Raw genomic sequence first — 20000 nt, 5'->3', positions numbered from 1 at the left:
GGAAGCGCACCGCCGCCGCAGACGCGGCGCAATGCATGGGGTCTTTTTTTATCCTAGGGGAAGACGCCGATGGCGTGCACGGCGGCGACGCATTTAAACGTCCACATATCGAGATATCGCCCCTCGCCCCTCCGCCACCACGCGGAATTCCGGCTAAAAATCACACCAGGCCGGCCGTTGGCCGAGTCCAACATATAGAAGAAGCGCATCGCCATCGTCGCGGGCGCGGAGACAAATCATGAGTCCCAGCATTCCCACGCCCTCGGCCAGCGCGGCCGCCGGCACCCAGACCCTGCATCGCGCGGTCTCGCTGCTGCGCCTGATCACCGCCAACAATCGCAGCGGCAGCCGCCTGGTCGACCTGTACCGCCGCACGGGCCTGGAGCGCCCGACCGCGCACCGCATTCTGCAAGGGATGATCGCCGAACAGCTGATCCGCCAGGACAGCCGCAGCAAGCGCTACTACCTGGGGTCGCTGCTGTACGAGATGGGGCTGGCCGCCGCCCCCAAGCTGGCCTTGCGCGACATCTGCCATCCCTACCTGGAGACGCTTGCCGAACAGACCGGGGACACCGTCTTCATGACCGTGCGATCCGGCTTCGACGGGGTCTGCGTCGCTCGCGCGGATGGCTCCTTCCCGATCAAGATGTTCGTGCTGGATGTGGGCCGCCACCGCCCCTTGAATGTCGGCGCGGGAGGCCTTGCGGTGCTGAGCGCGCTACCCGACGACGAGATCCAGCGCATCTGCCGCGTCAACGTGGCGCGCACCCAGCGCAAGAATCCACGCTTCACCGACGCACAGCTGCGCGCCAGCATCGCCGCCACGCGGCGCCGGGGCTATGCCAGCAACAAGGTCATGGACAACCCGCCCGTGCATTCCGTCGGCCTGGTGGTCCGCTATCCGGACGGTTCACCCGCGGCGGGCATCAGCGTCTCGACCTTGGCGTCACGCCTGGGCAAGGACCGCCTGGAAATGGTCGTGCGCTGCCTTGGCGACGCGGTGGAGTCTATCGAGGCCGACTTGCGCAGGCACCTTGCGCGCGAGGGAAAAGTCCAGTTTATGGACTTGAATTTGCCCCCCGAACCGCGGCCCCCCGTTCGCGGCCGGTCGTAACTCCTTAGACTTTTTTCGAGCCCCGCCGCCGCGGGAACGAAGCCCATACCCAAAAGAAGATACCGCCCCTTGGGGGCGGTGGAGGACGACTATGACACCCCTTATTTCCCGACGCTGGGTCCGCGTGGCCGCGAGCGTGGCCCTGGCCTTGTGCGGCGCGGCCGCGCACGCCGAGTATCCCGACCACCCCATCCAGGCCGTATCGCCCTATGCCGCCGGCGGCGCCAACGACTTCCTCACCCGGCTGATGGCGCAGCATATGGGCACGGCGCTGAAGACCACCATCGTCGTCGAGAACAAGGCGGGCGCCAATGGCATCGTCGGCGCCGGCTTCGTCGCCAAATCGGCGCCGGACGGCTACACCCTGCTCATGGGCAATAGCGCGACGCATGGCACCAACCCGACGCTTTACAAGCAGATGCCCTACGACCCCGACAAGGACTTCGCGCCGGTGGGCATGGTGGCATCGGTCCCCATCGTCCTGGCCGTCAACGCCAAGCTGGGCATCAACAATATCGAGGAGCTGCTGGCGTACGCAAAGTCACATCCGGGCAAGCTGGCCTTCGGCAGCAGCGGCGTGGGCGGCACCGGCCATTTGTGCGGCGAGGCCTTCAAGGCGGAGACGGGACTGGACATGGTCCACGTTCCCTACAAGGGCGATGCGCCGGCCGTCGCCGACGCCATGGGCGGGCAGGTGCCAATGGCCTTCGTCGGCGTCGCCTCGGCGGCGCCGCTGCTGGCATCGGGCAAGATCAGGATCCTGGCCGTGGCCAGCGCCCACCGCTCTGGCTCGCTGCCCAATGTGCCGACCATGGCCGAGGCCGGATACAAGGACATCCAGTTTGCCCAGTGGTATGCGCTGGTCACCCGAGCCGGAACGCCGGCGCCGGTGATCGCGAAACTGAACGAGGCGACCAAGGTCGCCCTGGCGCGCGACGATGTGAAGAAGAGCCTGGCGACGCAGGGCGCCGATCCGGAGTACATGACGCCCGAGCAATTGCGCGCTTTCTACCAGTCCGAGATCAAGCGCTTCGCGGAAATCATCACGCGCCTGGGCATCACCGCGGAATAAGCCATCCGCTAGATGAGAGGGCAGGCGGCCGGGCCAGGATGCGTGCGCCCCGGGGCACGGCGCGCACGCCTCAACCTTGCCGTTGGGCCCCCGCACCGTGCTCCAGGCGCGCGAGCACTCCGCTCATCGGCAAGGCGGCAAGTCGGGACAATCGCCGCGCCAGGCGCCGCATCCGCACCGGCCGAGGGTCCGCGGGCGGATCGCCGGCAGGCGGCTCGCCGGGCGGCGGATCGCCCTCCGGCGGCGGCGTGTCATCCGGGTCGGGCGGCGGACTCTGCGGACCGCCGGGCGGCGGCACGCCGGGGTCGGTGCCGGGCGGTTCGGGCGTGATATGGGCGTAACGCGGGACGGACGGGGGGTCGGCGGGTAGCAGCAGGCTCATCATTGCGGGCAAGGATCCGGTCGGGCAGCGTTTTGTCGTTGCGGACCCGCGGCGGAGCAAGCGCCATGCCGCCGCGCCTTCCCCGCGCCTATCCCTATAATCCAGCGATGACCGATACCGCTGCTCCCCTGCGCCTGACCACAGGCCCCGCCATGCTGGAATTGCTGCCCGCGCTGGGCGGCACGATCCTGCGCTACGACTGGCACGGCGTCCCCGTGCTGCGCCCCACCGAAGGCATGCCCACGGCAGCGCGGGTGACGGCCTGCTATCCCCTGGTTCCTTACTCCAATCGCATCGCGGACGGGCGGCTGGCCTTCGGCGGCAAGTCATGGCCCATCGCGCGCACCGCGGACAACCATCCGCTTCCCATCCACGGCCTGGCTTGGCAGCGCCCCTGGACCGTCACGCGCCAGGACGCGACGCACGTGCTGATGGAACAGCGCTACGAGGTCCCCGAAGCCCTGGCGCCGGAGGCTGCCGTGCCCTGGCCTTTCCCTTTTCATGCGACGCAATCCTTCGAGCTGGGTGAGGATGTCTTGCGCATGACGCTCACGCTGCGCAATACCGGAACCACGGAACAGCCGGCCGGGCTGGGCTGGCATCCCTATTTCCCGCGTACGCCGCAAACCCGCGTGCGCGCGCAGGTCAGCCATATGTGGATCAACGACGACCAGAGCCTGCCCCGGGAACGCATCGATACCGGGGGCGCCGTGGACGACGGCTTGCCCGTGGCCCAGGTCGACCTGGACAACGTCTTCGACGGCTTTGCGGGAACGGCCAGCGTCGCGTGGCCGGAACGGGGCATGGCGGTGGACATGGAGGCACATGCGCCGCTGGGCCACCTGGTGATCTTCACGCCGCCGGGCAAGCCCCATCTCGCGGTGGAACCCGTCAGCAACATGACCGACGCCTTCAATCGCTACGCCCTGGCCACGGCCGCGGCCCATGAGCAGGCCCATGAGCTGGCCGACCTCGCGCCCGGCGTGCGCCAGGACCGCGCCACCGGCACCCTGCTCCTGGCCCCGGGCGCGCAGGCTGCCGCGACGCTGACCCTGCGGCCGCGCCGCCTGCGCTGACCGCAGGGGGACCACGCATGGACGACGCCGTTCTCGCCGCGATCAAGCGCTGGCCCGATGTGCCGGCCGTTTCGGGCTGGCTGTCGCTGGACGAGCGCGGCCGCTGGCGGCTGCACCCCAACGGCGACGCCGACCAGGGCGGCCCGGGCGAGGGCATAGGCAGCGACGCGATCCTGGGTTTCATCGACCGCAACTATGCGCGCGACGACGACGGCCGCTGGTTTTTCCAGAATGGCCCCCAGCGCGTCTATGTGCGGCTTGATGCCGCGCCCTACATCCTGCGCGTGGGCGCCGACGGCGCCGGGCTGCAGACCCATACGGGGCTGGCGGTGCGCCGGGTGGCCGCCTGGTGGCTGGACGAGGACGGCCGGCTCTATGCCGATACCGACGCGGGCCCCGGCATGGTAGCCGGACGCGACATGCCGCGCGTGCTCGACGCCCTGGTGCTGGAGGACGGCAGCCCGGCCCTGGATAGCCTGGCGGCCCTGCCCGCCGGCGCCACGCTGGCGGTGTCCTACCAGCCGCCAGGGCATGCCCGGGCCGGGCTCCTGGCCCCTGTCCCGCTGACACCGCCGACACCGCTGACCCACGCCACCCGTGCCCGCATCGCCCAGGCGCTGGGCTACGCCACGGGCCGCTGAGCCGCGCCCGCCTCCGGACCAAGGACATCCATGGACACGCACAGCGCGATGCGCACTTTCGCCAAGGTGGTCGAACTGGGCTCGTTCGCCGCGGCCGCGGCCAAGCTGGACCAGGCCCGCTCCGCTGTCACGCGCCAGGTGGCCTTCCTCGAACAGCACTATGGCGTGCGCCTGCTCAACCGCACCACGCGCAAGCTGGGGCTGACCGACGCGGGCCAGGCTTTCTACGACCGCATCCGCCCCATCCTGGCCGACCTGGACGACCTGGAGCAGGCGCTCCAGGCCGAGGACCGCCGCCCCAGCGGCCGCCTGCGCGTGGCCGCACCGGTGTCCTTCGGGGTGCGCCACCTGGGGCCCACCATTGCCGACTATATCGCCGCCTATCCCGATGTCTTCATCGACCTGGACCTCAACGACCGCGTCGTCGACCTGGTGGAGGAAGGCTACGACGTCGCCGTGCGCATCGGCACCCTGCCGGACTCCACGCTGGTGGCGCGGCCGCTGGCGCCGCAGGCCCTGAAGGTCTGCGCGTCGCCCGCCTATCTGGCGGCCCACGGGGAGCCCCTGCATCCGGAGGACCTCAAGCGCCATCGCTGCCTGCAATATGCTTATTCCCGCAACGGCAACGAATGGCGCTTCGAGAAAGATGGGCAGACCCATGCCGTGCGGGTGCCCACGTCCCTGCGCGCCAACAATGGCGACATCCTGCGCACGGCGGCCGTGGCCGGCCATGGCATCGTCCTGCAACCGGGTTTCCTGGTCGACGCCGATATCGACGCCGGCCTGCTGGTGCCGCTGCTGCGCGACTACACCCACGCCCCCATCACCATGTACGCCGTCTACCCGCACCGGCGCTACCTGGCGGCCAAGGTGCGCACCTTTGTCGCCTTCCTGGAGGCGCGTTTCACCGCGCCGCGCGCCACCCCGTTAGAATCGGCACCATGAGTGCAAAGCCCATCACCTATTTCCCCGCCCCGCGCCTTGCGCGCTACTGTAGCCAGTGCGGCACGCCTGTCGTCCGGCGCGTGCCCGAAGGCGACAACCGCGAACGCGATGTCTGCGACAACTGCGGCGCCATCCACTACCAGAATCCGCGCGTGGTGGTCGGCACCGTTCCCGTATGGGAAGGCCGCATCCTGCTGTGCCGCCGCGCCATCGAGCCGCGCTACGACACATGGACGCTGCCGGCGGGTTTCATGGAGCTGGGCGAGACCACCGCACAGGGCGCGACGCGCGAAACCCTGGAAGAATCCGGCGCGCGGGTCAAGCTGGGCGGTATCTACACCATCATCGATGTGCCGCAAGTGGACCAGGTGCACATCTATCACCTTGCCGAGGCGCTCGGCCCAGAACTCGATCCCGGTCCGGAAAGCCTGGAAGCGCGCTACTACGACGAGGCCGAGATCCCCTGGGACAATCTCTCCTTCCGTACCGTGGTGACCACCCTGCGGCACTACCTGGAAGACCGTCGGCGCGGCGGATTCGGGCCGCATTACTATTCGCTCGACACCCCGCATTGAAACTGCCCTGGCTGGAACCCGATACGCCGCTGCCGCCCGCCGCGTCCGCCCTGCGCGAACCCGACGGCCTGCTGGCGGCAGGCGCCGACCTGTCCGTGGCGCGCCTGCGGGAAGCCTATGGCAAGGGCATTTTCCCCTGGTATTCCGATGGCGAGCCGGTGCTCTGGTGGAGCCCCGATCCGCGCATGGTGCTGGCCTGCGCCGACTTCGTCGAATCGCATTCCCTGGCCAAGCGCCTGCGGCGGATGGCGCGCGAGGAAGGCACGCCCGCGGCGACCGTCGAGGTCCGCGTCGACACGGCCTTTGAAAAGGTGCTGCTGGCCTGCGCCGCCCCGCGCGGGCAGCAGGGCGGCACCTGGATCACGCCGGAAATGCGGGAAACCTACCTGGCCTGGCATCGCGACGGCGCCGCGCATAGCATCGAAACGTGGATCGACGGGCAGCTGGGCGCCGGCCTGTACGGCATCAGCCTGGGCGCGATGTTTTTCGGCGAGTCGATGTTCACGCACGTCACCGACGGCTCGAAAATCGCGCTCGCCCACCTGGTGCGCTTCCTGCGGCGCCACGACGTCCCCTGGATCGACTGCCAGCAGCAGACCCGCCATCTCGCCAGCCTGGGCGCGCGCGCCATCCCCCGAGACCGCTTCGTCAGCGAAGTGCAACGGTTGACGGGCCTGGCCCAGCCGCCGTGGCGGCCGGGACGCCTCGACACGCTAGGCCGGTTACATCCGTACTCCGCGCCTGCGGGCACCCTCGTTTAGGCGTTATCATGTCCGCTCGCCTTCCGCTACAAGCCGATGGCGACCGCACATGAGCCAGCTCAAGGAACTCCCGTTTTCCACCCTGCAGTTCTATGCGACAGCGCCCTATCCGTGCAGTTATCTGTCCGGACGCCAGGCCCGCTCGCAGGTGGCCGCCCCTGGCCACCTGATCAATGCCGGCACCTATTCCCAACTGGTTGAGCAGGGGTTCCGCCGCAGCGGCCTGTTTACCTACCGACCGCATTGCGACGGCTGCAACGCCTGCATTCCGGTACGCATAGACACCGCGGGGTTCGCGCCGAACCGCAGCCAGCGACGCGCCTGGCGCGACCATGGCGACCTGCAATCCTTCGTGGCCGAGCTGGCCTGGTCGCCGGAGCACTACGCCCTGTACACGCGCTATCAACAGGGTCGCCACCCAGGCGGCGGCATGGATGAGGACAGCCGTACCCAGTACGCGCAGTTCCTGTTGACCAGCCGCGTCAACACCCGGCTGGTGGAGTTCCGCACGCCGGCCGGCCATCTGGCGATGGTCTCCATCATCGACGTGCTGGATGAAGGCCTGTCCTCGGTCTATACCTTCTACGATCCCGACATACGGGGCAGCCTGGGCACCTACAGCATCCTGTGGCAGATCGAGCAATGCCGCAAGCTGGACCTGCCCTGGCTTTATCTGGGCTACTGGATCGAGGCCAGCCGCAAAATGGCGTACAAGGCCAATTTCCAGCCCGCCGAGCTGCTGCGCGGCGGGCTGTGGCAGCCGGCTCGGGAAGAGGACGACGCACCGAGGGCATAGTTCCATGGTTCAACGCCCTGAACCGCGGCGGCGAAACCGGGTGCCGAAGCCGGGCCCCGAATCTCAGCCCCGAATCTCAGCACCGGATCTCAGCACCGGATCTCAGCCTCGAATCCCAGCGCGGAATCGCGGCCGTGGCTCGCCGAGATCGCGCTCTGCCTCTACAATTCGCCCCCATGTCTATCCTCTTTCACGCCTACCCCCTGGCCCGCGCGGCGCTGTTCGCCATGGACGCGGAAACCGCGCATGAAGTGACCTTGAAGTCGCTGCAACGCGCCTACGAATGCGGCGCCACGCGGTCGCTGCTGCATGCCGCCCCGCTGGCGCCCGTCGACCTGATGGGGCTGCGTCTCAGCAACCCCGTCGGCCTCGCCGCGGGCCTGGACAAGAACGGCGCGTATGTGGACGCGCTGGGCAACCTGGGCTTCGGTTTCATCGAAGTCGGCACGGTGACGCCACGTGCCCAGCCGGGCAATCCCAAGCCGCGCCTGTTCCGCCTGCCGCGCGCCGAGGCGCTGATCAATCGGCTGGGATTCAACAACCAGGGCCTGGAGGCCTTCATCGCCAACGTCACGCGCAGCAAATGGCGCGCGGATGGCGGCATCCTGGGCCTGAATATCGGCAAGAACGCCGACACGCCCATCGAGCGCGCCGCCGACGACTACCTGATCGGCCTGTCGGGCGTCTACCCGCATGCGGATTATGTGACGGTGAATATTTCGTCGCCCAATACCAAGAACCTGCGCGCCCTGCAGAGCAGCGACGAACTGGGCGGCCTGTTGGCGCAACTGCAGGAACGCCGCAAGCAGTTGGCGGACACGCACGGTCGCCACGTGCCATTGGCCGTCAAGATCGCGCCGGACCTGACAACCGAGCAAGCCGACGCCATCGCCGACGTGCTGCCCCGCCACGGCGTGGATGGCGTCATCGCCACCAACACCACCCTTTCCCGCGAGGCCGTAGCCGGCCAGCCACACGCGCAGGAAGCGGGCGGCCTGTCGGGGCCGCCGGTGCATGAGCTGTCCCTGGCGGTCATCTCCCGCCTGCGCGAGCGGCTGGGCAAGGACTTCGCCATCATCGGCGTGGGCGGCATCGTCTCCGGCCGCCAGGCCCGCGAAAAAATGGCAGCGGGCGCCAACGCGGTGCAGATCTACACCGGCCTGATCTACAAAGGCCCCGCCCTGGTCCGCGAATGTGTCCAGGCCGTCGCCGTGGGCGGCGCCTGAATCCGGACACCAGGAAGGGGAAAGCAGGGGGTCGGGAGCTGTAAACGCTTTTACCTTGGACCCTCGCAAGGCCATGGGCCCCCGAGATTATGGGTCCCCGAGGCAAAAAAGGGGCCGCCCTAAGGCGGCCCAATTTCCAGCTCTGCTCAAACTGTAGAAAGCATACCCCTGCTTAAGCGTCCGGCCAAGCGCGGATGACCCCTACCCGGCCGGTGTAAACCCTGCTTAAGCTGCGGCGGCAGCACGGCGGCTGCGGGGCGTGGCGACCTTGTTGGCGGCGTCGGCGGCATCCGAGGCGGCCTTGAAAGTCGCGTTGGCGGCGGCATTCAGGTTGGACTCGGCCACTTCGGCAGCCTGCTTGGCGGCCTTGGTGAGCGAATCGTAGGCGCTGGTCGCGGTGGCCAGCGAGGACTTGATCAGGGCGACAGCGCCTTCCGAACCCGTCGGAGCGTTCTTGGACCACTGGTCGATGGCGTCCGAAATCTGCGTCTGGCTTTCGGCGATCTGCTCTTCGCCCAGCTTGACCAGCTCGGTCTGCACGCCGGCGACGATGTCATAAACATGCTTGCCGTAGGCCAGGGCTTTTTCCGCGCCCGGTTGCACCAGGCCGGTCGAGAAGGCAACGGCTTCCTGGGCGTCCTTGACGTCACTGGCTTGCTGCGAACGCAGGGCCACTTCGTCCAAGCTGGCCTTGACGACCTTCAGGTTCAGATCGACCAGCTTTTCAAAACCCGAAAACAGCGCGGTTTGCGCCGCGATGAAGGTGTTCAGCTGAGCTTTCTGGCGGGCCAGAACTTGTTGCGGAATGGCGGTCATGAGCGAATCTCCTGAGTGGGACACTTGGGTCCCTAATGGGTGTAGGTGGCGTCTTGGTTCGCGTGTAGGGCACACAAACAAAATCCAGACAAAACAACTACTTGGGTACTACGTAGCCATCGAGGGGTGGCACCCCGTGACCCGCGCCCTACTGCCGGCGGAGCCGTCTGCTGCACTGCACAATTGCCATTTTAAGCAGCTTCGATTTGATGTCAAGCACATTTTGTGCGGCGCAACAAAAGAAACAACACCGCTGTGCAGGCTATTCCCGCACGCTTGAGGTTACGCGGGGTTTGTTACGGCTCTGATGCAACATGGGGAAACACCTGGGATGACGCCGTTGCCTTTCTTACTTAGACTCCGGCATCGGTACTAAATATAAAAAGCGAACCAGGCAGGCCGGCATGACGGAGACGACTCCGGCATGGACGGTCCGCCCGCAGCGAACAACGATATAACCCCGAGGAGACGTCAATGGTTTTTCGTGCCCGTCCGGTTTCCGCGCTGCTTGCGGCGGCTGCTTTCTGTTGCATGGCTGGCGCGGCGCATGCCGCCTATCCGGATCACGTCGTCAACATGGTTGTTCCATTCGCCGCGGGCGGCCCCACGGATAACGTGGCGCGGTCGCTGGCCGAAGCCATGCGTCCCACGCTGGGGCAGACGGTGATCGTTGAAAACAAGGGTGGCGCGGGCGGCACCATCGGGACGACCTACGTGGCTCGCGCCGAAGCGGACGGATACACCGTGCTGTTGATGCACGTGGGCTTTTCCACCGCGCCGTCGCTGTACAAGAACCCGGGCTACGACGCGCTGAAGAGCTTCGAGCCCATCGGGCTGGTGGTGGACGTGCCGATGACCGTCATCGCACGTGACAATTTTCCGCCCAACACCATCCAGGAGCTGGCCAAGTACGTCAAGGAAAACAAGGACAGCGTCACGCTGGCCAATGCCGGCATCGGCGCCGCCAGCCACCTGTGCGGCACGATGCTCAGCGAGGCCTTCGGGGTGCAGCTGCTGACCGTGCCGTACAAAGGCACCGCGCCGGCGATGAACGACCTCTTGGGCAAGCAGGTCGACCTGATGTGCGACCAGACCACCAACACCACGCAGCAGATCGCCGCCAAGAAGGTCAAGGCCTATGCCGTGACCAGCCTGCAGCGGGTACCCACCCTGCCCAACATGCCCACCATGAACGAGTCCGGCTACAAGGGCTTCGAGGTGGGGATCTGGCACGGCATGTGGGTACCGAAGGGCACGCCCAAGCCGGTCGTCGACAAGCTGGTGCAGAGCCTGCAGGCGGCGGTGAAGGATCCCAAGTTCCAGGAACGCATGAACGGCCTGGGCGCCACCGTCCTCGTCAAGGATGCCAATCCGAAGGCGCTGGAAGACAAGGTCAAGCAACAGGTGCCGCAATGGGCGGAGCTGTTCAAGAAAGCGGGTGTAGAAAAACAATAAACCCGATCAACGGCCCTTCACCGGGCCGTGTGGAAAGCCCGGCCTCGCCGGGCTTTTTTTTGGGGCGCAGCGTGGGGGCAACAATCACGCCGCTTGCGCGCCGTTGGAGGCCAGCGCCAGGTCCGCGGGGCCGGCCGTGGCCGCTTCGAAACCCAGGGACTCGGAAATCTGGGCGGCGGTGTCCTTCAGCCGCTGTATCCACTCATCCTGCAAGCGCTCGGCCGGCGCCGAAATCGACAGGCCGGCCACCAGCTTGCCGGTGTCGTCATAGATACCCGCGGCGATGCAGCGCACGCCCAGTTCCAGCTCCTCGTTGTCCCGCGCATAACCATGCCGGCGCACCAGCGCCAGTTCGCGCTCCAGTTGGTCCAGCTCCGTCAGGCTGTTGCGGGTATGGCCCGCCAGTCCCGTACGCAGCGCATAAGCGCGCACCTGGCGCGCATCGATGGTGGACAAAAACAACTTGCCCGTGGACGTGAGGTGCAGCGGCGCGCGGCCGCCGATGGCACGCACCACCTGCATGCCGGAACGCTCGCTCCAGGCACGATCGATATAGACGATTTCATCACCCTGCTGCACCGACAGGTTGACCGTCTGCCCGGTCAGCCGGTGCAGCGCACGCATGGGCGACAGCGCGGCCTCCCGCACGTTCAACCGTCCCTTGACCAGCGAACCCAACTCAAGCAGGCGCATGCCCAATTGATAGACGCCGTTATCCACGCGCTCCACATAGCGCCCGACGACCAGGTCGTTGAGTATGCGGTGCGCGGTGGACGCGTGCAGCCCGGTCGTGGCCGCCAGTTCCTTCAGGCTTACCGGCTCCGGTTGGGCCGCCAGGGCGTCGAGCAGGGACATGGCCCGCTCCAGAACCTGGATGGCAATAGTGGTATGGACGCCCGCCACGGGCGCCGTCCCGGTGCTATCAGTCAAAGAACGCCTCATGGAGTCCACACTCTTCTTACGCGGAGATCACCACAAAGGGATTTTGCGGCGTCGCAGCATTTTTATCGTTCCCGTATTGTGAAATACGAACGGGCTTTTGACAACCGCTCAATCCGGGGCGGTCATCTGTCCCCCAAGGCGTTGCGCTTCGCTGCGCAGGAAAGCCAGGGCCTGCGCCGCCGCAGCCGGTTCCCCCTTCACGCCCAATTCGATATGCGGGCGCTGGCCGCGCTCGCCCACGCTGGGCAGGCTGAACGCGCGCACCTGGGGCCACCGGGCCTGCACGGCCTCCATGGCGGGCGTGATGCGGGATTCCGGCAGGCCATAGACCAGGAAAGAATGCTCGGCATGGCTGACCTGGTGGTGCAGGTCGCGATAGCGGTTGTCCAGGGTCCATTCCAGCATGGGCCACGCCATGACCGGGAACCCGGGGACGAAGGTGTGGTCGCGGATGAAAAAGCCCGGAATGCGGTTATAGGGATTGGGCACGATTTCGCTGCCGGCGGGGAATACGCCCATCTGCAGCCGCTGCTGGTTTTCCGGCGTGCTCATGTCGGCGCTGCCGCGCCCCTCCGCCGCCATGTCGGCGCAGCGCAGGGCTATCTGCTCGGCGGCCTCGGGATGCAGTTCCAGGGGAACGTCCAGCGCGGCGGCGGCCGCCTGGCGGGTGTGATCGTCCGGGGTGCCGCCGATGCCGCCGCAGGAAAAGACGATGTCGCCGGTTGCGAAGCTGTGCCGGTACGCAGCCACCAGGGCGTCTCGGTCGTCGGACAGGATCTGCGCCCAGGCCAGCTTCAGGCCACGCGCCGACAGCAGTTCGACGACCTTGGAAAAGTGCTTGTCCTGGCGCCTTCCGGAAAGGATTTCATCGCCGACGATGATCAGTCCGATGCGCCGCGCGCTTGCTGTCGCCATGTGAGTACCCCGAAGTAAGGACGCGAAGTTGGAGCCAACTAAAAATTAGAGAGCCGAAGACGAGAGAGCCGAAGACAGGAGAACCGAAGGACGCAAGTCCGAATGGACCGATGCTCAGCCCTCGATATCGACGACGCTTTCCTGCCGCAGCCGTTGTAGCGCATCCAGTCCGTAGTGGGCGAACACCAGCGCGGAAAACACGGGCAGGAATACCCATGCCGGCGGCAGCAGGTTGATCAGCGCGCAGATGAAGCCCAGCGACCAGAATCCCAGGTTGTGACGCCCCAGCAGCAGGCGGCGCTCCGTGGGCGTGGCGTGCTCGACGATGGCGTCGATGCGCATCATGCGGGAAAAGGCAAAGGCCCACCAGAAGATGTGCAGCAGCAGCGCCATCGGCGGCACCAGCCACAACGGCAGGGTCAGTACCCAGCCCACGCCGAAGGCCACGCTGACCCACAAGGCGTTCCATACGCTGACGGCAGTGGCATGGCGGCCTTGATGCGCCACCGCCTTGTACTCGCGCGCGCCGACATGGCGCAACACCAGGGGCATGACGAAGACCGCGGCGATCGCCAGCCCCAGGATGCCGGACACCGGCAGCAATATGGCCGCGGCGAGCACCGGGACCAGGTAGACCTTCAGCGAGAACAGGCCGACGCTGATCAGCCAGTTGTCGACGCTGTTGATCACGCTCCATTGCGACGCCTCCTGGCGCAGCCAGTCGGTCAAGGGCGTCCAGCCGAACCACAGCAGCAGGATCGCACCGGCGAGCGTGATAAGGAAAGGCAGCAGGACCGCGAAGAGCATGCTGGGATGGCATTGCGACACCGCGGCGCGCTTGAAAGCGCGCGCGACCCCGGCCATGCCGGCGCTGGGCGCCGGCGCGCCAAGGCGGACGGGCACGGGGGATGAGGGTCGGGTCATAGGGGCTGGGTCACTGGCTGGGTCATGGACAGGTCACGAACGGCTCACGAACAGTTCATGAAGGATTATGGGCGGGATCACGATCAGCGTGGGCGCCGGGCCGGCGCACGGCAAGCCTCGCCGGAGATCGCGGGTATGATAGGCCAAGCTTCGAACCCTTGCCGATATGTCCGTTCACCCGACCTCCACCGCCCCCCTGCCCGCCCCGGCCAGCCTGGCCCACGAACCGGACCATCCGTCGTTGCGCGAACGGCTGCGGGACGACGGTGTCGGCCTGGTTGCCTGCTTCTGCGCCGCCTGGTGCGATACCTGCCGGGAATACCGGCCCAAGCTGGATGAGCTGGCGGCGCTATGGCCGCAATTCGCCTTCGCCTGGATCGATATCGAGGATCACGCCGACCTGCTCGGCGACGAGGATGTGGAGAATTTCCCGACGATACTGGTCCAGATCGGCGGACGAACCGTCTTCTACGGACCGATGCTGCCGCATATCGGTCACCTGGAACGCCTGCTGGGCACGCTGGACGCCGGCAGCCCGGTGGTGCCGACCCAACTGCCCGACGTACGCGCGCTGCTGGGGCGCTGAACCGCCGTCCCTCAGGACGGCTTGCGACTGCCGCCCAACAGCACGGCCACCTTGCGCTTGGGCGCCGCCGTGCGTTCGTCGGCCTCCGGCTTGGCGGCGTCGGCCTGCAGGGCCGCGGGACTGGGCTCGTAGGGGCGGAAAAAGAAATCATCCACCGGCGGCCGCGCCGGCGCATCGTTGTACCGGCGCCGGCCGGACGAGCCGCGGCTATCCCGGTCTTCGTACCGGTCGCGGCTGCCGCGACGTTCCCGCCCGCTGCTTTCCGGTTCGCCGCCCCGGCCGTGGCTGCGCGCCAGCAGGTCGGCCGGCACGTCCAGATGGCCGCGCGGCACCTGGCGCTTGATCAGCTTTTCGATATCCAGCAGGAATTTTTCCTCGCTGGGCGTGTACAGGGCAATGGCCTCGCCCGACGCGCCGGCGCGCCCCGTGCGGCCGATGCGGTGCACGTAGTCTTCCGCGTTGTACGGCAGGTCGTAATTGATGACGCAGGGTACGCCGGCCACGTCCAGGCCGCGCGCGGCGACGTCGGTGGCGACCAGCACTTCCAGCTCGCCGGCCTTGAAGGCTTCCAGCGCCTTCATGCGGTCGGCCTGGCTCTTGTCGCCATGTATCGATTCGGCGCGCACGCCATCGCGCTCCAGCTGGCGCGCCAGGCGGGCGGTGCCGATCTTGGTGTTGGAGAACACGATGACCTGGCTCAGGTTGCGCGATTTCACCAGGTGCACCACGGCTGCGCGCTTGCCTTCCGAGGTCATCGGATAGGCGATCTGCGTAACCGTGTCGGCCGTGGCGTTGCGCGCCGCGACTTCGATTTCCACCGGATTGTTCTGGAAGGAACGCGCCAGCTTGCGGATATCGTTGCTGAAGGTGGCCGAGAACAGCAGGTTCTGGCGCGCCTGGGGCAGCAGGCGGATGATGCGCTCCAGATCGGGCAGGAAGCCCATGTCCAGCATGCGATCCGCCTCGTCGAGCACCAGCACGGAGACCTGGCCCAGGTTGACGTTCTTCTGTTCGACGTGGTCGAGCAGACGGCCGGGCGTGGCCACCAGCACCTCGCAGCCGTTGCGCAGCGCTTCCTTCTGCGGGCCGATATCGACGCCGCCGAAGACGACCGCCGCGCGCAGCGGCGTGCGCGCGCTGTAGCGCTTGACGTTTTCGAAGACCTGGTCGGCCAGTTCGCGCGTGGGGGTGAGCATCAACGCCCGCACCGGATGGCGCGCTGGCGAGGCGCTGGTGTTGGCCTGCGGCATCAGGCGATGCAGGATGGGCAGCGTGAACGCGGCCGTCTTGCCCGTGCCGGTCTGCGCGGCGCCCATGACGTCCCGGCCCGACACGACCACTGGAATGGCCTCCGCCTGGATGGGCGTGGGCGTGGTGTAGCCCGTGTCGGCGATGGACTGCAACAACATCGGGTGCAGGCCGAAGTCCGAGAAAGTGGGCGCGGGCGTGGCCGCGTCTGCCGGCGTAGGCGCGGCGGGAGAGGTGGATTCAGTCATTAGGGATAGGCGATACCGGGCCACGTGCAAGGCACGAAACTGGCAACAGGTCAGGCCCGGATTGCTGTGGAATGCGTAATTTTAGCGCAGGTGGGCGTTTCTGCCGCGCCGGGGGGTCCGGACCGGGGTTCCGGCCCTATCCCGCCACCCAGCGCAGCCCCCACAGGGCCAGCATGCCGCTGATGATCACCAGCACCGCGCTGCGCGTGCGGAAATAGACCAGGACGGCGATGACCGCCGCAAGCAGGCGGACGTCGAACCGGGGGCCCTCCCCGGGCGCCCAGGGCAGGATTTCCGGCACGATGATAGCGGTCAGCGCCGCCACCGGCGCGAAACGCAAGGCCCGCCGCAGGCTGTCGGGCAGGGGCAGATAATCGCCAAATACGGCGAAACCGGCACGCGTCACCAGGCTGCAGACGGTCAGCAGCCCGATCGCGGAGTAGACGTACAACTCGTAGGGCGACAGGCCCAACCACAGGTCCAACGACAGGTCCGGCATTACGTCCGCCTCCGCAGATGGCGTTCCGCCAGCATGCCGGCCGCCACGCCCGCGATCACCGCCAGGGCCAGGCCCAGGCGCAGGGGCAGCACCTGGCCGCACCAGGCCACCACCCCGGCGGCCAGCATGGCCACCAGCATCGGCCGGGCGCCGGCCAGGGGGATGGTCACCGCCAGCAGGGCCAGCACGGCGGCGAAATCCAGCGACCAGTTCGTCGGGACCATGGCGCCCAGGTAGATACCCACGATCGACGCGAACTGCCAGGATATCCAGCCTGGGGCGATGACGCCGATGAAGAACCAGAGCTGTTCCCGCGTGCCCCTTTCGGTGGCGTCGCCATAACGGGGCATGAACAGGACGAACCCCATGTCGGTGGTGAAATAGCCCAGCGCCAGGCGGCGCGGCCAGCTCAGGTGGCGGATATAGGGCTGCAGGGCGGCGCCGAAAATGACGAAACGCAGGTTGACCACGCAGCCGGCGGCGAAAATCAGCCACAACGGGGCATGGGTGGCGATCAGCGGCAGGGACGTGAGCTGCGCCGAGCCGGCATAGAGCAGCAGGGTCATGGCCAGGGCCATGGACTCGGTCAGCCCGGCCTTGACCATGGCCACCCCGGTCACCAGCCCCCAGGTCCCCGTGGCGATCAGCGACGGCATGACGGCGCGCACGCCCTCCCGCATGGCCGCCAGCCGCTCTTGTCGGATCAGCGCGATGTCAGGGTCGGAAAACACCGGTTCGGAGGACAACTGACTACCCGTGGCAGGAGGAATTCCGCCTCGTGCGGAATATGATCGAGATGGTGCATGGGCGTGCAAGCGTGCACCGGAACAGGGCGTATTGTAGCCGCGCCAGTTGATACAATACGGCCCATTCTTTGTGGAGAGCTACCATGTCGATGGCGGACCGAGACGGTTTCATCTGGTATGACGGCAAGCTGGTGCCCTGGCGCGACGCCACCACCCACGTACTGACCCACTCCCTCCATTACGGCCTGTCGGTCTTCGAAGGCGTGCGCGCCTACAAGACGGACGAAGGCACCGCCATCTTCCGCCTCAAGGAACACACGCGCCGGCTGTTCAACTCGGCGCATATCTACCAGATCCCCATGCCGTACGACCAGGCCACCATCGAGGCCGCGCAATGCGAGGTCGTGCGCGCCAACAATTTGGAGTCCTGCTACCTGCGGCCGCTGGTCTTCTTCGGCGCGGAAAAACTGGGGATATCGCCCAAGGGCGCCAAGGTGCACGTGGCCATCGCGGCCTGGCCCTGGGGCGCCTACCTGGGCGAGGAAGCCCTGGCCCAGGGCATACGGGTCAAGGTCTCGTCCTTCGCGCGCCAGCACGTCAACGTGACCATGCCGCGCGCCAAGGTCGCCACCACCTATGCCAACTCCATCATCGCCAATGCCGAAGCCTTGCAGGACGGCTATGACGAGGCGCTGCTGCTGGATACCGAAGGCTTCGTGGCCGAAGGCGCCGGCGAAAACGTCTTCATCGTGCGCGATGGCGTGCTGTGCGAACCGGAAATCGCTTCAGCGCTGACCGGCATCACGCGCTCCACCATCCATGCGCTGGCCGCCGACCTGGGCATCCCGGTCCGGACCAGCCGCCTGACGCGCGACGACATCTATATCGCCGACGAAGCCTTTTTCACCGGCACCGCCGCCGAGGTCACGCCCATCCGCGAAGTCGACAACCGCAAGATAGGCAACGGCCGCCGCGGCCCCATCACCGAACGCTTGCAGAAGGCCTTCTTCGACGTCGTCCAGGGGCGCGATCCCAAGCACAAGGACTGGCTCACCAAAATCTGACCTGGCGGCCCGCCCATGGGCCGCCTTCTTGAACCGGCGCGCGTCGCGCGCCCCACAACGGCTTTGCCTTTACCACTCAGGAAACATCATGACCGCCGCCGCCGCAACCGCCCGCCAGCACGAAACCATCGAGGTCGGTGCGGAAGACCTGCCCGTCTTCTGTCCCGGCCCCAAGGCCCCGTTGTGGAGCATGCATCCGCGCGTCTTCCTCGACGTCGCGCACACCGGCAGCGCCCGCTGCCCCTACTGCGGCGCCGAATACCGTGTCAAGCCCGGCACGGTGCTGACCGGCCACGGCCACTGATTCGTTCACCGGAGCACTGGACGACGCGCGCCGCGCGCCCCGCGGCCCATTGTTTTGGATAGCTCATGTTCGCCACGCCCGACGAAGCTGAACACGCATTCTATGAAGCCCTGGAGCAGGCGGACCCCGTGCGCCTGATGCAGGTGTGGGCCGACGACGAGGAAATCGTCTGCATCCATCCCGGCGGTTTGCGCGTGGTGGGCCACGATGCGGTGCAGGAGTCGTGGCAACAGATTCTGTCCTCCGGGCCGCTGCGGGTGCGTCCGATGCGGCCGCTCGTCCTGCTTAGCATGATGAGCGCCGTGCACGTGCTGATCGAACAGATCGCCACATCGGGACACCCGGGCGCATCGTTCGCGAACTGCTACGTGACGAATATCTATCACAAGGGCCCCACCGGCTGGCGCATGGTCATGCACCATGCCTCGCCGGCGCCCGCCGAGGCCGGCGTGCTTGACCTGCACGACGTCCCGGACATGCTGCACTAGACGAACGGAATCGCCATTGGCAAACGCTCGCCTGGACACGACGCCCTGCCCGGTGCCCGCCTGGCTGCCCGACGGGCATAGCCAGACCCTCTACGCCGCCACGCTGGCCCAGTACCACCGTATCGCCTTCGTACGCGAGCGGGTGGAGACGCCGGACGGCGACTTCGTCGATTTCGACTGGACGGGGCCTGGCCTGTTTCCCCACAAGGCCCCGGACAGCCCCGGCGGCATCGCCACGCCCCCCGTGGCCAGCGTGCCCACCGCCGCGGCCCGCTGGATCACCGAGTCGGACTGGGCCTCGCTGCCGCAGACCCCGGGCACGCCGGCGCTGGTGTTGTTCCACGGATTGGAAGGCGGCAGCATGAGCCGCTACGCCCAGTCGATTTCGCATCACTTCCGCGCGCGCGGCTGGATCGTCGCCATCGCCCATTTCCGGGGCTGCTCGGGCGTGCCCAATCGCCTGGCGCGGGCGTACTACTCCGGCGACTCGGACGAAGTGGGCTTCATGCTGGACAGCGTGCGCGCCCGCGTGCCGCACGCGCGCTGGCATGCCGCGGGCGTGTCGCTGGGCGGCAATGCCCTGCTCAAGTACATCGGCGAACAACAGCAGCAGGTTGGGTGGCTGGCCGCGTGCGCGGGGATTTCGGTGCCGCTGGACCTGGTGGCGGGCGGCAAGAGCCTGTCCAAGGGGTTCATCAATCGCCGCATCTACAGCGCCTACTTCCTGCGCACCATGAAGCACAAGGTGCTGGAGAAGGCGCGGCGTTTCCCGGGTTCGATCGACGTCATGCGTATTGCGCACGCGCGCGACCTGCGCGACTTCGACGACGCCTATACCGCGCCGATGCATGGTTTTCGCAATGCGCTGGACTACTGGACGCGGGCGTCGAGCAAGCCGTGGCTGGCCAGCGTCGCCGTACCGACCCTGGTCCTGAACGCGCGCAACGACCCTTTCTTCCCGGAACCGGCGCTGCCGGGACCGGCCGACTGCTCGCCCCTGGTGCTGCTGCACCAGCCGGCCACGGGTGGACACGCGGGCTTTCCGTCCGGCGCGTTCCCGGGGCACCTGGGTTGGCTGCCCCAACGCCTGGGCCGTTTCTTCGAAACAGGGCAATAGAGGCCCCCCCCCTACCGCGCGGAGCGCGGCCCCCCAGGGGGCGAAACCGGCGGACCGGGG

At 67.2% G+C, this 20000-nt stretch carries 23 protein-coding genes; 15 read left to right on the top strand and 8 right to left on the bottom strand.

Annotated features, from left to right (window positions below; translation table 11 throughout):
* Nucleotides 1-238: 238 nt before the first annotated feature.
* Together C7R54_RS28025 and C7R54_RS28020 are read left to right on the top strand one after the other, a co-directional pair.
* Nucleotides 239-1114: an IclR family transcriptional regulator gene (locus C7R54_RS28025; protein WP_129154206.1), complete on the top strand. Its 876-nt coding sequence runs from the start codon at nucleotides 239-241 to the stop codon at nucleotides 1112-1114.
* Nucleotides 1115-1205: 91 nt separating this feature from the next.
* Nucleotides 1206-2186 carry a Bug family tripartite tricarboxylate transporter substrate binding protein gene (locus C7R54_RS28020; RefSeq protein ID WP_129154205.1) on the top strand — a complete coding sequence of 327 codons (981 nt, stop codon included), beginning with the start codon at nucleotides 1206-1208 and terminating at the stop codon, nucleotides 2184-2186.
* A 70-nt stretch (nucleotides 2187-2256) separates the two neighbouring features.
* On the opposite strand, the gene C7R54_RS28015 is transcribed toward C7R54_RS28020, so the two are convergent.
* Nucleotides 2257-2571, bottom strand: a complete 315-nt coding sequence (locus C7R54_RS28015) for a hypothetical protein (protein WP_192903757.1) — start codon at nucleotides 2569-2571, stop codon at nucleotides 2257-2259.
* 104 nt (nucleotides 2572-2675) lie between these two features.
* On the opposite strand from C7R54_RS28015, the gene C7R54_RS28010 reads away from it, so the two are divergent.
* The 7 genes from C7R54_RS28010 (at nucleotide 2676) to C7R54_RS27980 (ending at nucleotide 8588) form a co-directional block, all read left to right on the top strand.
* On the top strand, nucleotides 2676-3644 hold the full coding sequence (locus C7R54_RS28010) for an aldose 1-epimerase (protein ID WP_158021290.1): 969 nt from the start codon (nucleotides 2676-2678) through the stop codon (nucleotides 3642-3644).
* A 17-nt stretch (nucleotides 3645-3661) separates the two neighbouring features.
* A complete protein-coding gene (locus tag C7R54_RS28005; RefSeq protein WP_129154203.1) occupies nucleotides 3662-4285 on the top strand; it encodes a DUF2946 family protein in 624 nt (207 codons plus the stop codon).
* A 30-nt stretch (nucleotides 4286-4315) separates the two neighbouring features.
* Nucleotides 4316-5230 (top strand): LysR family transcriptional regulator, encoded by a 915-nt coding sequence (locus tag C7R54_RS28000; RefSeq protein ID WP_129154202.1) that lies wholly within the window; start codon nucleotides 4316-4318, stop codon nucleotides 5228-5230.
* Complete coding sequence (locus tag C7R54_RS27995; protein ID WP_129154201.1) at nucleotides 5227-5805, top strand: NUDIX hydrolase; 579 nt, start codon at nucleotides 5227-5229, stop codon at nucleotides 5803-5805. The genes C7R54_RS28000 and C7R54_RS27995 overlap by 4 nt, the downstream gene beginning before the upstream one ends.
* Nucleotides 5802-6566: a leucyl/phenylalanyl-tRNA--protein transferase gene (gene aat / locus C7R54_RS27990; protein WP_129154200.1), complete on the top strand. Its 765-nt coding sequence runs from the start codon at nucleotides 5802-5804 to the stop codon at nucleotides 6564-6566. Before C7R54_RS27995 ends, aat begins: the two co-directional genes overlap by 4 nt.
* Before the next feature lie 49 nt (nucleotides 6567-6615).
* Nucleotides 6616-7362, top strand: a complete 747-nt coding sequence (locus C7R54_RS27985) for an arginyltransferase (RefSeq protein ID WP_129154199.1) — start codon at nucleotides 6616-6618, stop codon at nucleotides 7360-7362.
* A 176-nt stretch (nucleotides 7363-7538) separates the two neighbouring features.
* On the top strand, nucleotides 7539-8588 hold the full coding sequence (locus tag C7R54_RS27980; RefSeq protein WP_129154198.1) for a quinone-dependent dihydroorotate dehydrogenase: 1050 nt from the start codon (nucleotides 7539-7541) through the stop codon (nucleotides 8586-8588).
* Nucleotides 8589-8813: 225 nt separating this feature from the next.
* Here C7R54_RS27980 and phaP read toward each other — a convergent pair whose 3' ends face one another.
* Nucleotides 8814-9404 carry a TIGR01841 family phasin gene (phaP, locus tag C7R54_RS27975; RefSeq protein WP_129154197.1) on the bottom strand — a complete coding sequence of 197 codons (591 nt, stop codon included), beginning with the start codon at nucleotides 9402-9404 and terminating at the stop codon, nucleotides 8814-8816.
* Between the two features lie 474 nt (nucleotides 9405-9878).
* Between phaP and C7R54_RS27970 the strand changes: the two genes are divergently transcribed.
* Nucleotides 9879-10859 (top strand): tripartite tricarboxylate transporter substrate-binding protein, encoded by a 981-nt coding sequence (locus tag C7R54_RS27970; RefSeq protein WP_129154196.1) that lies wholly within the window; start codon nucleotides 9879-9881, stop codon nucleotides 10857-10859.
* 84 nt (nucleotides 10860-10943) lie between these two features.
* On the opposite strand, the gene C7R54_RS27965 is transcribed toward C7R54_RS27970, so the two are convergent.
* From C7R54_RS27965 to C7R54_RS27955, 3 genes are all read right to left on the bottom strand, one after another.
* Entirely contained in the window at nucleotides 10944-11801 is an 858-nt protein-coding gene (locus C7R54_RS27965; RefSeq protein ID WP_129154195.1) for an IclR family transcriptional regulator, read from the bottom strand.
* Nucleotides 11802-11909: 108 nt separating this feature from the next.
* Nucleotides 11910-12716 carry a competence/damage-inducible protein A gene (locus C7R54_RS27960; protein ID WP_129154194.1) on the bottom strand — a complete coding sequence of 269 codons (807 nt, stop codon included), beginning with the start codon at nucleotides 12714-12716 and terminating at the stop codon, nucleotides 11910-11912.
* Nucleotides 12717-12830: 114 nt separating this feature from the next.
* Nucleotides 12831-13640 (bottom strand): EI24 domain-containing protein, encoded by an 810-nt coding sequence (locus tag C7R54_RS27955; protein ID WP_129154193.1) that lies wholly within the window; start codon nucleotides 13638-13640, stop codon nucleotides 12831-12833.
* A 166-nt stretch (nucleotides 13641-13806) separates the two neighbouring features.
* Between C7R54_RS27955 and C7R54_RS27950 the strand changes: the two genes are divergently transcribed.
* Nucleotides 13807-14226 carry a thioredoxin family protein gene (locus C7R54_RS27950; protein WP_129154192.1) on the top strand — a complete coding sequence of 140 codons (420 nt, stop codon included), beginning with the start codon at nucleotides 13807-13809 and terminating at the stop codon, nucleotides 14224-14226.
* Between the two features lie 11 nt (nucleotides 14227-14237).
* On the opposite strand, the gene C7R54_RS27945 is transcribed toward C7R54_RS27950, so the two are convergent.
* From C7R54_RS27945 to C7R54_RS27935, 3 genes are all read right to left on the bottom strand, one after another.
* Nucleotides 14238-15722 (bottom strand): DEAD/DEAH box helicase, encoded by a 1485-nt coding sequence (locus C7R54_RS27945; protein WP_129154191.1) that lies wholly within the window; start codon nucleotides 15720-15722, stop codon nucleotides 14238-14240.
* Between the two features lie 136 nt (nucleotides 15723-15858).
* Nucleotides 15859-16221 (bottom strand): AzlD domain-containing protein, encoded by a 363-nt coding sequence (locus tag C7R54_RS27940; protein ID WP_240039755.1) that lies wholly within the window; start codon nucleotides 16219-16221, stop codon nucleotides 15859-15861.
* A complete protein-coding gene (locus tag C7R54_RS27935) occupies nucleotides 16221-16901 on the bottom strand; it encodes an AzlC family ABC transporter permease (protein ID WP_192903764.1) in 681 nt (226 codons plus the stop codon). Before C7R54_RS27935 ends, C7R54_RS27940 begins: the two co-directional genes overlap by 1 nt.
* 209 nt (nucleotides 16902-17110) lie before the next feature.
* On the opposite strand from C7R54_RS27935, the gene C7R54_RS27930 reads away from it, so the two are divergent.
* The 4 genes from C7R54_RS27930 to C7R54_RS27915 all read left to right on the top strand — a co-directional run bounded on the left by C7R54_RS27930 (nucleotide 17111) and on the right by C7R54_RS27915 (nucleotide 19940).
* Entirely contained in the window at nucleotides 17111-18031 is a 921-nt protein-coding gene (locus tag C7R54_RS27930; RefSeq protein ID WP_129154190.1) for a branched-chain amino acid transaminase, read from the top strand.
* A gap of 88 nt (nucleotides 18032-18119) precedes the next feature.
* Complete coding sequence (locus C7R54_RS27925) at nucleotides 18120-18335, top strand: zinc-finger domain-containing protein (RefSeq protein WP_088599889.1); 216 nt, start codon at nucleotides 18120-18122, stop codon at nucleotides 18333-18335.
* Between the two features lie 65 nt (nucleotides 18336-18400).
* Nucleotides 18401-18823 (top strand): YybH family protein, encoded by a 423-nt coding sequence (locus tag C7R54_RS27920; RefSeq protein ID WP_129154189.1) that lies wholly within the window; start codon nucleotides 18401-18403, stop codon nucleotides 18821-18823.
* A 16-nt stretch (nucleotides 18824-18839) separates the two neighbouring features.
* Nucleotides 18840-19940 (top strand): YheT family hydrolase, encoded by a 1101-nt coding sequence (locus C7R54_RS27915; RefSeq protein ID WP_129154188.1) that lies wholly within the window; start codon nucleotides 18840-18842, stop codon nucleotides 19938-19940.
* Nucleotides 19941-20000: the final 60 nt, after the last annotated feature.

Origin of the sequence: Achromobacter aloeverae, from assembly GCF_004121055.1 — a bacterium.
Classification (GTDB): domain Bacteria; phylum Pseudomonadota; class Gammaproteobacteria; order Burkholderiales; family Burkholderiaceae_B; genus Bordetella_C; species Bordetella_C aloeverae.
This window is presented reverse-complemented; position numbering and strand designations above follow the sequence as displayed.

Coding starts and splice junctions, on each gene's coding strand:
- C7R54_RS28025 (WP_129154206.1), top strand. CDS start 239: ATGAGTCCCAGCATTCCCACGCCCTCGGCCAGCGCGGCCGCCGGCACC.
- C7R54_RS28020 (WP_129154205.1), top strand. CDS start 1,206: ATGACACCCCTTATTTCCCGACGCTGGGTCCGCGTGGCCGCGAGCGTG.
- C7R54_RS28015 (WP_192903757.1), bottom strand. CDS start 2,571: ATGATGAGCCTGCTGCTACCCGCCGACCCCCCGTCCGTCCCGCGTTAC.
- C7R54_RS28010 (WP_158021290.1), top strand. CDS start 2,676: ATGACCGATACCGCTGCTCCCCTGCGCCTGACCACAGGCCCCGCCATG.
- C7R54_RS28005 (WP_129154203.1), top strand. CDS start 3,662: ATGGACGACGCCGTTCTCGCCGCGATCAAGCGCTGGCCCGATGTGCCG.
- C7R54_RS28000 (WP_129154202.1), top strand. CDS start 4,316: ATGGACACGCACAGCGCGATGCGCACTTTCGCCAAGGTGGTCGAACTG.
- C7R54_RS27995 (WP_129154201.1), top strand. CDS start 5,227: ATGAGTGCAAAGCCCATCACCTATTTCCCCGCCCCGCGCCTTGCGCGC.
- C7R54_RS27985 (WP_129154199.1), top strand. CDS start 6,616: ATGAGCCAGCTCAAGGAACTCCCGTTTTCCACCCTGCAGTTCTATGCG.
- C7R54_RS27980 (WP_129154198.1), top strand. CDS start 7,539: ATGTCTATCCTCTTTCACGCCTACCCCCTGGCCCGCGCGGCGCTGTTC.
- phaP (WP_129154197.1), bottom strand. CDS start 9,404: ATGACCGCCATTCCGCAACAAGTTCTGGCCCGCCAGAAAGCTCAGCTG.
- C7R54_RS27970 (WP_129154196.1), top strand. CDS start 9,879: ATGGTTTTTCGTGCCCGTCCGGTTTCCGCGCTGCTTGCGGCGGCTGCT.
- C7R54_RS27965 (WP_129154195.1), bottom strand. CDS start 11,801: ATGAGGCGTTCTTTGACTGATAGCACCGGGACGGCGCCCGTGGCGGGC.
- C7R54_RS27960 (WP_129154194.1), bottom strand. CDS start 12,716: ATGGCGACAGCAAGCGCGCGGCGCATCGGACTGATCATCGTCGGCGAT.
- C7R54_RS27955 (WP_129154193.1), bottom strand. CDS start 13,640: ATGACCCGACCCTCATCCCCCGTGCCCGTCCGCCTTGGCGCGCCGGCG.
- C7R54_RS27950 (WP_129154192.1), top strand. CDS start 13,807: ATGTCCGTTCACCCGACCTCCACCGCCCCCCTGCCCGCCCCGGCCAGC.
- C7R54_RS27945 (WP_129154191.1), bottom strand. CDS start 15,722: ATGACTGAATCCACCTCTCCCGCCGCGCCTACGCCGGCAGACGCGGCC.
- C7R54_RS27940 (WP_240039755.1), bottom strand. CDS start 16,221: ATGCCGGACCTGTCGTTGGACCTGTGGTTGGGCCTGTCGCCCTACGAG.
- C7R54_RS27935 (WP_192903764.1), bottom strand. CDS start 16,901: ATGCGGGAGGGCGTGCGCGCCGTCATGCCGTCGCTGATCGCCACGGGG.
- C7R54_RS27930 (WP_129154190.1), top strand. CDS start 17,111: ATGTCGATGGCGGACCGAGACGGTTTCATCTGGTATGACGGCAAGCTG.
- C7R54_RS27925 (WP_088599889.1), top strand. CDS start 18,120: ATGACCGCCGCCGCCGCAACCGCCCGCCAGCACGAAACCATCGAGGTC.
- C7R54_RS27920 (WP_129154189.1), top strand. CDS start 18,401: ATGTTCGCCACGCCCGACGAAGCTGAACACGCATTCTATGAAGCCCTG.